We start from the raw sequence: 14,530 nt of genomic DNA on the forward strand, positions 1-14,530 counted from the left end.
GTCTCCCCGGATATCCGGGGACTCTCGGGGGCAGTGGCTAGAGTGCCCGCGTGATCCCGACCGCCGCGGAGCGCAACCGCCCACGCTGGCGGTCGGAGGACCCGGTGACCGGGTGGGTCGGGGCGATCTGCCTGGCCGCGCTCGCGTTCTTCCTGCGCCGCTGGCACCTCGGGACGCCGCACCAGTTCTCCTTCGACGAGACCTACTACGCCAAGGACGCGTGGTCGCTGCTGCAGTTCGGCTACGTCCGCACCTACGTCGAGGACGCCGACAAGACGATCCTCAACGGCCAGGTGACCGGCCTCTGGCAGGACGGGCCCTCGATGGTCGTCCACCCCGAGGTCGGCAAGTGGCTGATCGCGGCCGGCATCAAGGTCGTCGGGATGGACCCCACCGGCTGGCGCACGGCGTCCGCCGTCGTCGGGGCGCTGATGGTGCTGGTGATGTGCCGCTTCGTGCGCAGGGTGAGCGGCTCGACCACGCTCGGCCTGGTCGCGGGGCTGCTGCTCTCCCTCGACGGCCTCCAGCTGGTGCTGTCGCGGCTGGCGCTGCTCGACATCTTCCTGGCGTTCTTCGTGCTGTGCGGCGTGCACTGCGTGGTCGCGGACCGGCAGTGGCTGCGCGACCGGCTGGCGGCCGGGCGCACCGGCCGCTGGTGGCAGTCGTGGTGGCGCCCCTGGCTGCTGCTCGGCGGGCTGTCCTTCGGTCTCGCCTGCGGCACCAAGTGGTCGGCGATCTACCCGCTGGCCGCGTTCGGCCTGCTGGCGTGGATCTGGAGCGCGGGCGCGCGCCGCGCCTTCGGCCAGCGCCGGCCGCTGCTGCGCTCGGTGGTGCTCGACGGCGTGCCGGCGTTCCTCGCGCTCGTCGGGGTCGCGTTCGCGACCTACGTCGCGTCGTGGACCGGCTGGCTCATGCACGCCGACGCCTACGAGCAGGCGCTCAGCAACACGCAGTACACGACGTACGACGGCGGGGAGCAGTGGCCGACCGCGACCGAGCCCGACGCGAGCGGGCTCGGCGAGGTCACCCAGTCGCTGCGCTCGCTCTGGTACTACCACCACGACGTCTACACCTTCCACAGCCACTTCCTGAACGACTCGACCCACGTGTACGCCTCGAAGCCCTCGACCTGGCTGGTCATGGGACGTCCCGTCGGCGTCGACGCGCAGACCGACATCCAGCCGGGCTCGCAGGGGTGCGAGGCGCCCAGCGGCTCGAGCTGCATCCGCCAGGTGCTGCTGCTCGGCAACCCGGTGGTGTGGTGGGCCGGCTGCCTGGCGATGGTGGCGTCGCTGGTGCTGTGGATCGGCGCACGCGATTGGCGCCACGGCGTCGCGGTCGTCGGGCTGGCCACGACCTGGCTGCCGTGGTTCCTCTACGACGACCGCCCGATCTTCGTCTTCTACGCCATCGCCTGCCTGCCGTTCCTCGTGCTCTCGCTCGCGCTCGCGATGGGCCACCTCGTGGGCACCTCCGAGGTGCCCGGACCACGACGCACGCTCGGCGTCGTGGCGGCCGGGACCGTGACGGTGCTGACGATCGTGGCGTTCGCGTGGTTCTGGCCGATCTGGACCGACGTGCTGCTCACCAAGTCCGAGTGGGACGCCCGGATCTGGTTCCGGCGCTGGATCTGACACCACCCCGCTAGCCCACCCGGGCGCCGATTTCTCAGGTTTCGTCAAGATCGACGGAAACTTTGCTCTCGACGCTCGTCCGGCCCCGTTTCCGGCCCCACGATGGTCCGAGCCACCACCGGTGGCACCGGATCACTGGTCGTCACACGACTCCTGGGGAGGGTTTGCGATGGGCTCCACCTTGCTGCACATCTGCCTGGAGACCGACGCCGCGCCGCGCGCGGACGGCACCTACGAGACCGGCGAGCGCTGGGTCTGCGAGTGCGGCCTCAACTACGTCTTCCACGAGGGCTTCAACCCCAACGGCCGCAAGGTCGACGCGTGGTTCCCCGCCCCGCCGCTCCCCCGGCCGCGCCGCTCGGTGAGCTCCCTGCTGTTCGGTCCGCGCAAGGGCTGAGGCCCGCACCCCGGACCCGTGCACCCGCGCGTCCCGCCCGATCCAGCCCGGGCGGGACTCACGGGCGCCCGCGCGCGCCCGGGCTCACCAGCTGCCGGGGAAGCGGGCCGACCCCGCGATGGCCAGGAAGTCGACGACGGCCGCGATCCCGGTCGCGGCCAGCACCGTGAGGCCGGTGGTGCGCTGACCCGGCACCACCAGCAGGACCAGCCCGGCGACGACGGCCAGCAGCGGCGCCACCCACCAGGCCAGGGCCGTGCCGAGCAGGCCGAAGACGACGGCGAGCGCGACGCCTGCGACCAGCGTCGGGACGAACGGGACGGGCCGCTCGCCGCGCGGCAGGCCGACCCGCGTGACCGGGCCCTCCTCCGGGAGCTGGTCGGGGGCGAGCACCCGGAGCAGCAGCGTCACCGTCGCGGGGTCGGCCACCACCACCACGTCGCGGAACCGGTCGTGGACGGCGTGGGCGCGGACCAGGTCGTCGAGGCGGTGGCCGCGGTCCACGTCCGGGAACCGCACCGGCGCCAGGGCGACCTCGGGTCGTGTGGTGATGCCGCCGCGTCCCCGCACCAGCGGCTCCACGACCCGCCGCGCCTCCGCGGTCGGGGCGGTGAGGACCAGGACGTCCCGGCCCAGGCGCGCACGCAGCCGGTCGACGTCCGGGGCGGACGCGGACGTGCTCACCACGTGGATCGGTTGGTGGTCGCTCACCCCCCGACCGTATCGGTGCGCCCGCCGTCGCGGCGGGCGCACCGCGGTGCTCAGCGGGCGACGAACATCGCGCGGTGGCGCCAGCTGCCGTCGTTGCTCGTCACCACCGGTGCCCCGGTGACCCGGCCGCCGGCGAACGGCGCGGACCGGAGCGCCCCGTCGGCCGAGGAGCCGTAGAGCAGCCGGCCGCCGGCCAGCGTCATCCCGGCGACCCGGGACAGGTCGACGCCGCCGTTGTCGCCGATGAAGTCCTCGGCGCCCACCACGGAGCTCTCCGGGGTGAAGTAGCGGTAGTGCAGGCGGCTGTCGCCGAAGAGCGTGTAGTAGATCCGGTGGGTGCCGGGGTCGTAGGCCATGCCGGTGAGGTTGGAGATCGCGAACGGGATCCGCTCGCCGGTGTCGGGGTCGTCGTAGAGGTTCACGACCTGCTGGGCGCCGGTCGCGCCCGTGGTGGCGTTGAAGGTGCGCCGGTAGAGCCGGCCGTCGGGCAGGCCGTAGAACAGCGTGCCGTTGACCCAGAAGGCGCCCCGCACGGTCGACCAGTCCAGGGACGTGTTGGCGGTCGTCGCGACCCCGGTCGGGGTGGCGGAGGCGTCGACCCCGCGGCGCAGCAGCGCTCCGGCGGAGCCGCTGCCCGCGGGGACGTCGGCGTCGAGCACCTCGATCGCGTTGACGAGCGGGTTCTCCACGACGGCCCGCAGGTCGATGTCGAGGCCGTCCGCGTCGCTGGTGACCGCGAGCGACCGCATGGTCCCGACCTTGTGGCCGACGGCCGCCGCGATGTCGAAGTCGTCGAGCCGGGTCACGCCGTCGACCAGCACGTCGAAGACGCGCTGCCCGGGCTGGGCGGTGCCGTCGTACTGGTTCGCGAAGTAGAGCCGCACCACCAGGTGACGGCCGGCCGGGACCGGGAAGCTCCAGTCCTGCTCCGCCCACCGCTCCGCGGCGAACAGGTCGGCCGGCGTCCCGGCCGGGACGGTCGCGTCGCGGGGGACGGTGGCGCCCCAGTCGGCGACGTTGCCGCCGCTGACGAAGCCGTCGGCCGTGGTCCAGTCGGGGCCGCCGTCCCCCGCCTGGACGGCGGGACCGGCCGCGTCGACGCGGTAGAGCACGTCGGCCGCGGCGCCGGAGGTCCGCTGGGCGAGGAACAGGTCGTTGGGCAGGGTGGCGGGCGCCACGGCCGGGACCTGGGTGCCCCCGGCGAGCGGCATGAACGCCAGCCGCCCGCGCGTCACGCCGCCGATGCGGGTGGTGTCGCTGCCGACCCACAGGCCCTGCGCAGTGGCGAACAGCGCCTGCGCGCCGACGCCCCGGGCCCGGCCGGGGTTCCACGACAGCGGGAGGCCGTTGACGGGGTCGAGCGCCGCGATGCCCTCGCGGGGGACGGCGCCGGGGCCGGCCTGGTCACCCTGGAACGGGTTGTTCTGCCAGCGCATGTGGCCCCCGACGTAGACGGCGCTGCCGGTCACGGCGACGCCGTAGGTCGTGTCGCCGCCGGTGTAGTCGGACCAGACCGGGTCGTTGCCGGTGCTGGCGGTGTCCCAGCGGGTGACGGTGTCGCACATGGTGCCGCTGGCGGCGCCGCCGGCGAACGCGCCGGTCGCGGAGACCACGAAGTAGTCGCCGGCCGGGGAGAAGTCGACGTCACGGGTGAAGGTGTCGAAGACGCTCGCGCAGCTGTTGTGCGCCCGGTCGTAGCGGTTGGTCGCCCACGACGCGACCGTCGCCGTCGGGCCGCTGGTGTCGAGCAGCGCGACCTGGACGCGCGGCAGGCCGCCGACGGTGGCGAAGTTGCCGATCGCTGCGAGCCGGGAGCCGTCGGGCGAGACGTCGAAGCGGGTGATGTTGGTGGTGCCGCCGCCACCGTTCGCGGGGTCGTAGACGCCGGCGAACGGCACGTTGACCCCGGCAAGCGTGGCACCCGTCGTCGGGTCGACCGCCGCGAGCGCCGCCCGAGCCGACGTCGTCCCGGACGCCACCGACGTGAACGACCCGCCGAGGTAGACCCGGCCGTTGCTGTAGACGACCTCGTTGACGGGCCGGTTCGGCACGGAGCGGAACGCACCCACCACCGCGCCGGAGGCGGAGAGCTTGACCACCCGCTTGATCGCGGTGTTGCCGCCGACGGACGTGAACGCACCCCCCACCCAGACGCTGGTGCCGTCGGTCGTGACCGAGTTGGCCGAGCCACCGAGGTTGGGGTTGAACCCGGGGTTGATCACCCCGGTGGTGGCGTCGAAGGCGAAGACCCGGTTGCGGACCAGGTCGTCGCCGGTGTTGGCGAAGGTGGCGGCGGGGCTGACCCGGGTGAAGGTGCCGACGACCACGACGGTGTTGCCGACCTGCGTGATCCCGGTGACCGCGCCGTTCATCACGTGCGGCGTGCTCGCCGCGGGCGTCCGCGACACGATGCGGTCGCCGTGGTCGGCGTTGACCGCGGAGGCCGGGCCGGCGGCGATCCCGGCGAGGACGAGCGACGAGGCGGCCAGCCCCGCGCAGACGGTGGTCCTGGTGGCGCGCATGCGGTTCCCCGGGTTCCCGCGCCGAGACGTCGGTGCGCGAGCCCGGCGCGTACGACCCGCCGGATGACCGTAGGCAGGCCGCCTGCCCGCCCGGCCCTCCCTGCCCGACCACCACCCATTTCAGGTACTCGGCCGCGCCTGCCGGGGTGCCGCGCGTGCCACGATGGGGCGATGAAGCTGCTGCTGACCTCGGGGGGCGTCACCAACGCCAGCATCCGCTCCGCGCTCGTCGACCTGCTCGGCAAGCCCGTCGAGGAGTCGTCCGCCCTCGCGGTGCCGACCGCGCAGTGGGGCCACCCGATGTGCGGCCCCGAGTCGCTGCACGCGTTCGTGGCCGACCGGACGCCGCCCACCATGACCGGCCTCGGCTGGGCCTCCGTGGGCGTCCTCGAGCTGGCCGCGCTGCCCACGATCGACCCCGCCCGCTGGGTGCCGTGGGTCGAGGCGGCCGACGTGCTCCTCGTCGACGGCGGCGAGGCGGTCTACCTCGCCCACTGGATCCGCGAGTCCGGGCTGCTGGACGTGCTGCCGCGCCTCGAGGACACCGTGTGGGTCGGCGTCAGCGCCGGCAGCATGGTGATGGCGCCGCGCATCGGCCAGCGGTTCGTGGAGTGGCGGCCCGACGAGCCCGACACCACGCTCGGGCTGGTCGACTTCTCGATCTTCCCGCACCTCGGGTTCTTCCCCACCAGCACCCTCGAGGCCGCGCGGGAGTGGGCCGCCGGCCTCGGCAACCCCGCGTACGTCCTGGACGAGCAGTCCGCGGTGGTCGTCGACGGCGACCGGGTCGAGGTGGTCTCGGAGGGCGAGTGGCACCGGCTCGCGGACGTGCCGGCCGACCACGTCTACCCCGAGGAGTACGAGAACAGCTGACGGTGGGCCGGAGGGCCGGGACCGGTCAGGCGGGCTTGGTCGGCAGCTCGTCCGGGGCGAGCAGGTCCTGGGCCGGGTCGGCCATGGCGGTGGCGACGTACTGCTGCAGGACCTGGAGGCTGAACGGCTTGGCGATGAAGCCCGAGGCGCCCGACGCGAACGCCCGCGCGCGGGTCTCCTCGTCGGTGTAGGCGGTCACCACGAGGATCGGGATCGCAGCGAGGTGGGGCACCGCGCGCAGCTCGACGCACAGCTCGCCGCCGTCCATCGACGGCATGCTCCAGTCGAGCAGCGCGAGCTCGATCTCGGTGCGCCGGGTGGCGAAGTCCAGGGCGGCGTGCGGGTCGTCGAAGGTCCAGGCCGTGTGGCCGGCGCGGCGCACGCACATCGCGACCAGCTCGCGGATGTCGTCCTCGTCGTCGACCACCAGGATCTCTGCCACCTGTGCACCTGCTCTCGATCAGTCGACGTCCTGCCGCGTCCCGTGGTGAGGGGACACCCGAGAACGGTGTCGAGGCTAGGCCCTGCAGCACGTCCCGGGGCGAGGTCGGCCCAAAGATGGGACCTCCGGGTGGCGGCATAGTCCATCCGGACTAGTCGAGGTGGTCACCCGCTCGAGGCTCACAGCAGTGTCGACCAGTAGGACCAGAACCGTTCGCCGATCAGCGCCAGCAGCAGCAGGAAGGGCACCAGCAGCAGCAACGCGTGCCAGTCGCGCGCGACGGCCAGCGCACGGCTGCCCGCGGCCTTGCGCCCGAGCACGCCGGCCGAGGCGTTGCGGAGCGTGACGTACCAGAAGAGCGGGATCACCACCGCCCACACGACCATGCAGTAGGGGCACAGCGCGCCGATGCGGTAGATGCTCTGGAACGCCAGCCACGCGACGAGGGCGAGCGCCGCCGTGACACCCGCCTGGAGGCCGAGCCAGTACCACCGCGCCAGCCGCCCGCCGGCCAGCAGGACCATCCCGGTGGCGAGGACGACCGGGAAGGCGGCGACGCCGATGATCGGGTTCGGGAAGCCCAGCAGCGCCGCCTGGGGCGTGTCCATCACCGAGCCGCAGCTGAGGACCGGGTTGATGCTGCAGGTCGGGACGTACGCGCTGTCCTCGGCCAGCTTGATCCGCTCGATCAGCAGGACCGCAGCGGCGAGGAGCCCGACGAGCCCACCGCCCGCCAGCCCCCAGCCGAGCCCACGCTCGCCCCGCACCGGGCCAGCGCCCTCGTCGACGTCGGTGGCGAGGTCGTCGGCCACGTCCCGCGCGGCCAACGCCGCCTTGCCCTGCTGTCGCACGTTCTCTCCCCTGACGTCTACGACACCCGATGGTAACGAGGGGCGCACACCGGACAAGCCGCTGAGCCGTCGAGCCCTTCCTGCCCCTCGCTACGTGTCGTCCGGCCGATCAGGCAGGGAGCCGCGTGCCGCAGCGGTGGTGCAGCTTCCGGCCGCTTCGTCGAGGTCGGCAGACGCGGTCCACTCCTCGTTCGTCGCCGGGGCGACGTCCTCGACCGTGGTCTCCACCGATGAGAGGGTGGCGCCGTCCTCGTCGAGCCAGGTCACGGTGACGACGTAGTCGGCGGTGTCGTCGCCGCGGTTGCGGACCGAGCCCGTGGCCTCGAGCCGACCCTCGCCCGAGGGGCATCCGGTGATCGTCAGGTGCCTGAGCGCCACCTGACGGTCGACGAGCGTGCTCGAGACGGGGGCGGACCCGCCGGTCGAGGGGGCGGAGGAGGACCCGGTCGGGCGGGGCTCGTCCGGCTCGTCGGTGCCGGAGCAGCCCGCGAGCACGGCGCCGGCGACCAGCGTCGCGGCGAGCCGCGCGCCCGTCCCGGCTCGGCGACGCGTGGGGGTGTTCATCGATCCCTCCCGGGACGTGGGCGGTCGGTCGGCGCCCGCCCGGGCGCCGACCGACCGGAGGTGGATCGTCAGCGGGTCACGCGGCGACGGGCCAGCAGCAGGATGCCGCCGAGGAGGACCAGGCCGAACGCCGTGACCAGCAGCGCGAGCTGCGGGCCACCGGTGTCGGGCAGGACCTGGTCGGGGCCGCTGGTGCCCTCGTTGTCCGCGACGTCCGGGTCGCCCTTCACGTCGACCGTCAGCGTGGACCTGTGGACGTTGCCGCCGGAGTCCTCGACCGTGTAGCCGATCGACGCGGTGCCGGTGTAGCCGTCAGCGGGCGTGAAGGTGATCGTGCCGTCCTCGTTGACGGTCCAGGTCCCCACACCGGGCTCGGTGTGGCCCTTGACGCACCTCGCGGCGCGCTGCGACCTGCCGTTCGCGACCTTGCCGGACGCGGTGCCGGGCAGGAGGCAGACCGACGCGGGGTCGAGCTCCTCGCCGGGGGCGGCCGAGTCGTTGTCGATCACCGAGACGGTGACCGGGTCGCCCGGGGCGGTCGACGTGCGGTCCGGTGAAGCGTCACCCTCGTCGTCGGTCGCCTGCGGGGCGACAGGCGTCACCGTGATGGTGAGGGTCGAGCCGGTCGTGCCGCCGCTGCGGTCGGTCACCGCGTACGCCACGGGCGTGGCCTGGCCGGTGAAGCCGGGCAGCGGGTCGAAGGTGACGCTCCCGGTGGCCGGGTCGATCGAGTAGGTCCCCTCGCCGGGCACCACCAGGGTGCGACCGCCGTTGGTCGCGGCCGGCGAGGTGAACACCAGCGTGGCCGGGTCGAAGGATCCGGCGGAACCGTCACCGCGGGGGCCCGGGGTGTCGTTGCCGAGCACCGACACGGTGATGTCGGTGTCCTGCGGGGTGGTGCCCGTGTCCGGGATGGCCTGCGGCGCGGGGCGCACCGTGACCGTCAGGAAGGCGGTGTCGGTCGTCCCGTTGGTGTCGGCGATCCGGTACTCCACGGGCGCGGTCGTGCCGTGGTAGCCGCTCCGCGGGGTGAAGGTCACGGTGCCGTCGGCGTTGACCTGCCACGTGCCCTCGGCGGTGACGAGCGTCTTGCCGTTGTTCGTCGCCTGCGCGGAGGTGAACACCGTCGCGCCCGGGACGAGCGGTGCCGAGGCGGCGCCGGGGGCGTCGTCCGTCACGGCCGGCAGCGTCACCGCCGTGTTGAACGGGGTGCCTGCCGCGTCGTCGTTGGCGAGCTTGACCACCGGGGTCACGGTGATCGTGATCGTGGAGCTCGCGTCGTTGCCGTTGCTGTCGGTGACGACGTACGTCACCGGGGTGGCCACGCCGGCGAACTGCGGCTCCGGGTCGAAGGTGACCTCACCGGTGACCGGGTCGACCGTGTACTCGCCCTCACCGGGGACCGTCAGGGTCCTGCCGTTGCCGGAGACCGTGCCCGGGTTGCCGTTGCTCGGGAACCGGACCGAGGACTCGACCCACGAGCCGTCGTCGCCGTTGGCCAGGGGGCCGGGGGTGTCGTTGGTCAGCGGGTCGACGGTGACGGCGACGCCCTGCGGGGTGGTGTCGACGTCCTGCGCGGCCTGCGGGCCGGGTCGGACGGTGACGACCAGCTGCGCCTCGTCGGTGGTGCCGTTCGCGTCGGTGATCCGGTACTCGACGGCCGGCGTCGTGCCGACGTAGCCGGCGGCCGGCGTGAAGGTCACCGAGCCGTCGGCGTTGACCTGCCACGTGCCCTCGGCCGTGACCAGGGTCTTGCCGTTGTTCGTGGCCTGCGCGGAGGTGAGGACGGTGTCGCCCGGCACGAGCGGTGCGGACGGGTCGCCCGCGTCGTCGTCCGTCACGGCCGGCAGCGTCACCGGGGTGTTGAACGGCGTGCTGGCGGAGTCGTCGTTGGCCACCGGGACGACCGCCGTGACGGTGATCGTCAGGGTCGCGAAGGCGTCGTTGCCGGCGCTGTCGGTCACCGTGTAGGTCACCGAGGTGGCGGGCCCGGAGAAGTCGGCCTCGGGCGTGAAGGTGACGTCCCCGGTGACCGGGTCGATCGTGTAGACGCCCTCGTCGGGCACGGTCAGGGTCGTGCCGTTGTTCGAGACCGTGCCGGGGTTGCGGCCCGCCTCGAAGACGACGCTCGTGCGGTCGAACGTCTCGCCCGCGCCCGGGGTGTCGTCGGAGACGACGTCGACCGTGATCGGCGTGTTCTGGAGCGTCGTGTCGGTGTCGGGGTCCGCGAGCGGACCTGCGGCCACGCGCACGGTCAGGAGTGCCTCGTCGGAGGTCCCGTTCTGGTCGACGATCCGGTACTCCACCGGGGCGGTCGTGCCGGTGTAGCCGTCGGCCGGGGTGAAGGTGACGGTGCCGTTCGGGTTGACCTGCCAGGTGCCCTCGGTCGTGACCAGGGTCTTGCCGTTGTTCGTCGCTTGCGCGGAGGTGAGCACGGTGCCACCCGGGACGAGCGGGATCGACGGGTGACCGGGGGCGTCGTCCGTCACGGCCGGCAGCGTCACCGGGGTGTCGAACGGCGTGGTGTCCGAATCGTCTTCCGCGACCGGGACCACCGGGGTCACGGTGATCGTGAGGGTGGAGCTCGCGTCGTTGCCGTTGCTGTCGGTGACGACGTACGTCACCGGGGTGGCCGTGGCGGTGAACTGCGGCTCCGGGTCGAAGGTGATCTCACCGGTGACCGGGTCGACCGTGTACTCGCCCTCACCGGGGACCGTCAGGGTCCTGCCGTTGCCGGAGACCGTGCCCGGGTTGCCGTTGCTCGGGAACCGGACCGAGGACTCGACCCACGAGCCGTCGTCGCCGTTGGCCAGGGGGCCGGGGGTGTCGTTGGTCAGCGGGTCGACGGTGACGGCGAGGCCCTGCGGAGTGGTGTCGCTGTCGGGCTGGGCCCGCGGGCCGGGGCGCACGGTGACGCGGAGGTCGGCGACGTCGGTGGTGCCGTTGCGGTCGGCGATCCGGTACTCGACGAGCGGGGTGGTGCCGACGTAGCCGGCGGCCGGGGTGAAGGTGACCGAGCCGCTGGGGTTGACCTGCCAGGTGCCCTGCGCCGTGACCAGGGTCTTGCCACCGTTGGTCGCGGCAGCGGAGGTGAACACGGTCGAGGCGGGCACCAGTGCGACGCCCGGGTCACCGGGGGCGTCGTCCGTCATGCCCTCGAGGGTGATGGGCTGGTCGAAGGGCGTGCTGCCGAAGTCGTCGTCGGCCACCGGGGCCACGTCCGTGACGACGATGCGGATCGTCGAGCCGGTCTCGTTGCCCGCGTCGTCGGTGACGGTGTAGGCCGCGGCGGTCGTCGTGCCGACGAACGCGGGCTCGGGGTCGAAGGTGACCGCGCCGCCCGTGCCGACCGTGAAGACGCCCTGACCGGCGATGGTGAGGGTCTTGCCGCCGTCGCTCACCACGCCACCGGGCGTGCCGCCGACGGTGAAGACGAGGCTCGAGGGGTCGAAGCTGCCGGCGGTGCCGTCAGCGGCGAGGCTGGGGGTGTCGTTGGTCAGCGCCGCGGGGTCGAGCACGACCTGGACCCCCTGCGGGGTCGTGTCCTCGTCCGGCGCGGCGGACGGGCCGCTGCGCACGGTGACCACGAGGTCGGCGGTGTCGGTGCCGCCGTCGCCGTCGGTGATGCGGTACTCCACGGCCGGCGTCGTGCCGACGTACCCGGGAGCAGGGGTGAAGGTGACGGTGCCGCCGGGGTTGACCTGCCACGTGCCCTGCGCCGTGACCAGGGTCTTGCCACCGTTGGTCGCGGCGGCCGAGGTGAAGACCGTCGAGGCGTGCACGACGTTGCCGGCCGGGTCGCCCGGGGTGTCGTTGGTGCTGCCCGGCAGCGTCACCGGGGTGTCGAAGCGTGTGTTGCGGCTGTCGTCGGTCGCGACCGGCTGCCCGACGAAGGTCGCCGTGGCCGTCGAGGACGGAGAGGTGGCGGTCGGGAGCCCGTTGGGCGGGGTGCCGGAGGCGGTGGCCGTGTTGGACTTGTTCGCGGCTGCGGACACGTCGGCCGGCGTGGTGGTGTAGGTCGCGGTGCAGGTGGTCGACTGGCCCGCGGCGAGGCTCGCGCCGAGGTCGACCGGGGTGCAGGTCGGGGTGCCGAGGCCGCTCATGCCGTCGTCGAGGGTCAGGTTCGAGAGTGCGGCGTTGCCGGTGTTGCTGATCGCGAAGGTGTAGGTGAGCGTCTCGCCGGCCGCGTTGAACCGGGTGGGCGAGACCGACTTGTCCAGCGTGATGGCCGGGTTGATCGGCGTGTTGGTGAAGACGCACGTGACGCCGGCGCCGCCGCCGGGGGCCGTGAAGGTGCCGCTCGAGCCGGTGCCGTCGGCGACGACCGTGCCGGTGGCGTCGGCGCACGACCAGGTGGTCGTGTAGCGCGCGAGGTCGGTCGTGCCGCTCGCGGTCTGGGTGAACGTGTACTCGTTGCCCGGGAACACGATGGCCGGGCCGGCCACCTCGGCCGGGTCGTCCTGGACGCCGTCGTCGTCGCCTGCCGTCGTGCCGACCGGGAAGCTCGAGGTGCCGTCAGCCGCCGGCCGGACGGCCGTCACGACGAACTGGTCGGTCGCAGCATGGCGGTCCGAGACACTCGCCTTGACCGTCAGGCTGGTGGGCGCGGCCGCGCAGGATGCCAGGTCCGTGCTGCTCGTGCCCGCGGGCAGGGTGACGGTGGTGCCGGTCTGCGCGCCCGTGACCGGGTTCACCTGACGGACCTGCAGCGCCTGGCCGATGTAGAGGAAGCCGTCGCTGCCGAAGGCGATGCCGTTGACGGCTGCGCCACCGAGCCCGCTGTCACCGGCGAGCCTGGTCGCGGCCCCGGACGTGGGCGAGGGACCCGCCTTGGAGTACAGCGCGAAGTCACTGGTGGAGGACGAGACGAAGTAGAGGTTGCCGGAGGGGTCGAACGAGATGTCGCCGTTGGTGCCGCTGGCGGGAGCGTTCGGGACCGAGATCGTCGCGACCGGGTTCGCGGAGGCGGTGTTCGCGACCGGGTCGTAGGAGTGGAGGACCAGGTTGCCGCCGGAGTAGCCGCCGAAGTAGTAGAGACCGTCGGCGGGGTTGATCGCGCCGGCGATGCCGAGGCCGGCGATGGCCGCGCTACCGGCGGTCTGGGTCGTGTCCGTGAGGAGGTTGCGGTTGACGATCTGGTTGGTCGTCCGGTCGGTGTTGATCGCACGGTTGCCGTCCGGACCGATGCCGAGCTGGTTCGGGTTGTTGCCGCTGGCGGTGACCGGCGTGTAGACCGACGTCGTCCCGAGCGTCTGGGTCGCCAGGTCGAGCCGCAGCACGCGGCCACCCCCGGAGTTCGCGGTCAGGTAGAGCGCGTTCACGCAGTCGGCCGGCGGTGCGGCCGAGGCGGACGGAGCGACGCCGAGCGCAGCGACCTGCAGGCCGGCGGCCGCCAGGGCGGTCGCCACGACGGAGCGGACGAGACGTGAGAAGGGCATGCGACAACTTCCGGACGAGGGGACCGACGTGGCCGCGACGGCAGCCCTCACCGACGGTCGTCCCCCGGTGGCGGTCGTCGCGCCGCGTGAAGGCTAGGGGCGATCGGTTTCCGATGTGGGTGAAATCCCAACTTCTTGAGGCAGGAGTGGCCCACGACACGACGCGGCCGGATCCGCGAAGCGGAGCAGACGCGGAAGGGCCGTGCCTGCCTCCCTCGTCGGGATGGCGGGCACGGCCCTGACCAGCGGTCTTGGTGGAGCTGAGGGGATTCGAACCCCTGACCTTCTCAAGCAGATCCGGCCGCTCCGAGACCTCGTCCGATTTCGGTTCGAGACCGGGCTGCAAGCCGCTGAACTGGACAAACACCCGTTATCGGGGTGGTTTGAGAGTTCGAGGATACCCACTCGGATCGGCCGAGATCGAGGTTTCTACGTCCCAAAGTGCGGAGTAAGTGCTGACGTCAGGCTTTCAACAACCCCCGCAAGATACGCCTATCGCGACATGTGCGCGACGGCCGAAAGCAGCGCCGCCTGGTACTGGCGGGCGCCAGCCTGATGTCGCGTTCAGGCCAGTCCTCCATCCATGCGGAATCGGTTCCGCGCTGGTGGGTGCTGCGAATCGGTGCGCAGCGGGGCGCCACAGGGTCCAAGCGGACCTGTCTGGCGCCGCCGAGCGCGCAGGCCGGCGAGGTCTACCGGTGCCTTCGTGGTCGGAACCACGGGGAGCGCGCTTCTTCTCGGTCGGGCCCCTCGAGGAGGCCGTCGCCGAAGCCAAGCGCCGCCACACCACTCTGGCCGTGCTCAACACCACCCGCGGTGACGCCGCTGTCGACGAGCACTTCCTCTCCGAGGACCAGGTCGCCGACCTCGAGTCGTCGCTGGTCTCCCACGGCATCGAGGTGTCCGTGCGCAATCACGTCGCCTCGGGCCGCATCTCCGACGAGATCGTCAACCAGGCCGCGAAGCTCGCCGCCGAGGTCATCGTCATCGGCGTCCGCCACCGCAGCCCCGTCGGGAAGCTGCTGCTCGGCAGCACCGCGCAGGAGGTCATCCTCGATGCGACCTGCCCGGTGCTGACCGTCAAGACTGCTGGCTAGA

At 72.7% G+C, this 14,530-nt stretch carries 10 protein-coding genes; 4 read left to right on the forward strand and 6 right to left on the reverse strand.

All coding sequences use genetic code 11. The features are described 5' to 3' along the window. Positions 1-50 precede the first annotated feature (50 nt). Together LN652_RS09885 and LN652_RS09890 are read left to right on the forward strand one after the other, a co-directional pair. Entirely contained in the window at positions 51-1,634 is a 1,584-nt protein-coding gene (locus tag LN652_RS09885; protein WP_230444494.1) for a dolichyl-phosphate-mannose--protein mannosyltransferase, read from the forward strand. A gap of 169 nt (positions 1,635-1,803) precedes the next feature. Beyond that, positions 1,804-2,031, forward strand: a complete 228-nt coding sequence (locus LN652_RS09890) for a hypothetical protein (RefSeq protein ID WP_230444495.1) — start codon at positions 1,804-1,806, stop codon at positions 2,029-2,031. Positions 2,032-2,115: 84 nt separating this feature from the next. Here LN652_RS09890 and LN652_RS09895 read toward each other — a convergent pair whose 3' ends face one another. Then, a complete protein-coding gene (locus tag LN652_RS09895; protein WP_230444496.1) occupies positions 2,116-2,742 on the reverse strand; it encodes a hypothetical protein in 627 nt (208 codons plus the stop codon). Between the two features lie 50 nt (positions 2,743-2,792). Next, positions 2,793-5,264 carry a malectin domain-containing carbohydrate-binding protein gene (locus LN652_RS21900; RefSeq protein WP_268932248.1) on the reverse strand — a complete coding sequence of 824 codons (2,472 nt, stop codon included), beginning with the start codon at positions 5,262-5,264 and terminating at the stop codon, positions 2,793-2,795. A gap of 171 nt (positions 5,265-5,435) precedes the next feature. On the opposite strand from LN652_RS21900, the gene LN652_RS09910 reads away from it, so the two are divergent. Then, positions 5,436-6,137, forward strand: a complete 702-nt coding sequence (locus LN652_RS09910; protein ID WP_230444497.1) for a Type 1 glutamine amidotransferase-like domain-containing protein — start codon at positions 5,436-5,438, stop codon at positions 6,135-6,137. A 25-nt stretch (positions 6,138-6,162) separates the two neighbouring features. Here LN652_RS09910 and LN652_RS09915 read toward each other — a convergent pair whose 3' ends face one another. The 4 genes from LN652_RS09915 to LN652_RS09930 all read right to left on the reverse strand — a co-directional run bounded on the left by LN652_RS09915 (position 6,163) and on the right by LN652_RS09930 (position 13,432). Then, positions 6,163-6,579: a response regulator gene (locus tag LN652_RS09915; protein WP_230444498.1), complete on the reverse strand. Its 417-nt coding sequence runs from the start codon at positions 6,577-6,579 to the stop codon at positions 6,163-6,165. Between the two features lie 179 nt (positions 6,580-6,758). Next, positions 6,759-7,430 carry a vitamin K epoxide reductase family protein gene (locus LN652_RS09920; RefSeq protein ID WP_230444499.1) on the reverse strand — a complete coding sequence of 224 codons (672 nt, stop codon included), beginning with the start codon at positions 7,428-7,430 and terminating at the stop codon, positions 6,759-6,761. A gap of 90 nt (positions 7,431-7,520) precedes the next feature. Beyond that, the gene (locus LN652_RS09925) at positions 7,521-7,994 is read right to left on the reverse strand and encodes an FxLYD domain-containing protein (protein ID WP_230444500.1); all 474 of its coding nucleotides are present in this window, start codon (positions 7,992-7,994) and stop codon (positions 7,521-7,523) included. A gap of 68 nt (positions 7,995-8,062) precedes the next feature. Next, positions 8,063-13,432 carry an Ig-like domain-containing protein gene (locus LN652_RS09930; RefSeq protein ID WP_230444501.1) on the reverse strand — a complete coding sequence of 1,790 codons (5,370 nt, stop codon included), beginning with the start codon at positions 13,430-13,432 and terminating at the stop codon, positions 8,063-8,065. Positions 13,433-14,130: 698 nt separating this feature from the next. Here LN652_RS09930 and LN652_RS09935 point away from each other — a divergent pair. Further along, positions 14,131-14,529, forward strand: a complete 399-nt coding sequence (locus tag LN652_RS09935) for a universal stress protein (RefSeq protein ID WP_230444502.1) — start codon at positions 14,131-14,133, stop codon at positions 14,527-14,529. Position 14,530 lies beyond the last annotated feature (1 nt).

Source organism: Nocardioides okcheonensis, from assembly GCF_020991065.1.
Lineage (GTDB): Bacteria > Actinomycetota > Actinomycetes > Propionibacteriales > Nocardioidaceae > Nocardioides > Nocardioides okcheonensis.

Bases quoted from the DNA above. Each gene is read 5' to 3' on its own strand.
- LN652_RS09925 (WP_230444500.1), bottom strand. From the start codon at position 7,994: ATGAACACCCCCACGCGTCGCCGAGCCGGGACGGGCGCGCGGCTCGCC.
- LN652_RS21900 (WP_268932248.1), bottom strand. From the start codon at position 5,264: ATGCGCGCCACCAGGACCACCGTCTGCGCGGGGCTGGCCGCCTCGTCG.
- LN652_RS09890 (WP_230444495.1), top strand. From the start codon at position 1,804: ATGGGCTCCACCTTGCTGCACATCTGCCTGGAGACCGACGCCGCGCCG.
- LN652_RS09930 (WP_230444501.1), bottom strand. From the start codon at position 13,432: ATGCCCTTCTCACGTCTCGTCCGCTCCGTCGTGGCGACCGCCCTGGCG.
- LN652_RS09910 (WP_230444497.1), top strand. From the start codon at position 5,436: ATGAAGCTGCTGCTGACCTCGGGGGGCGTCACCAACGCCAGCATCCGC.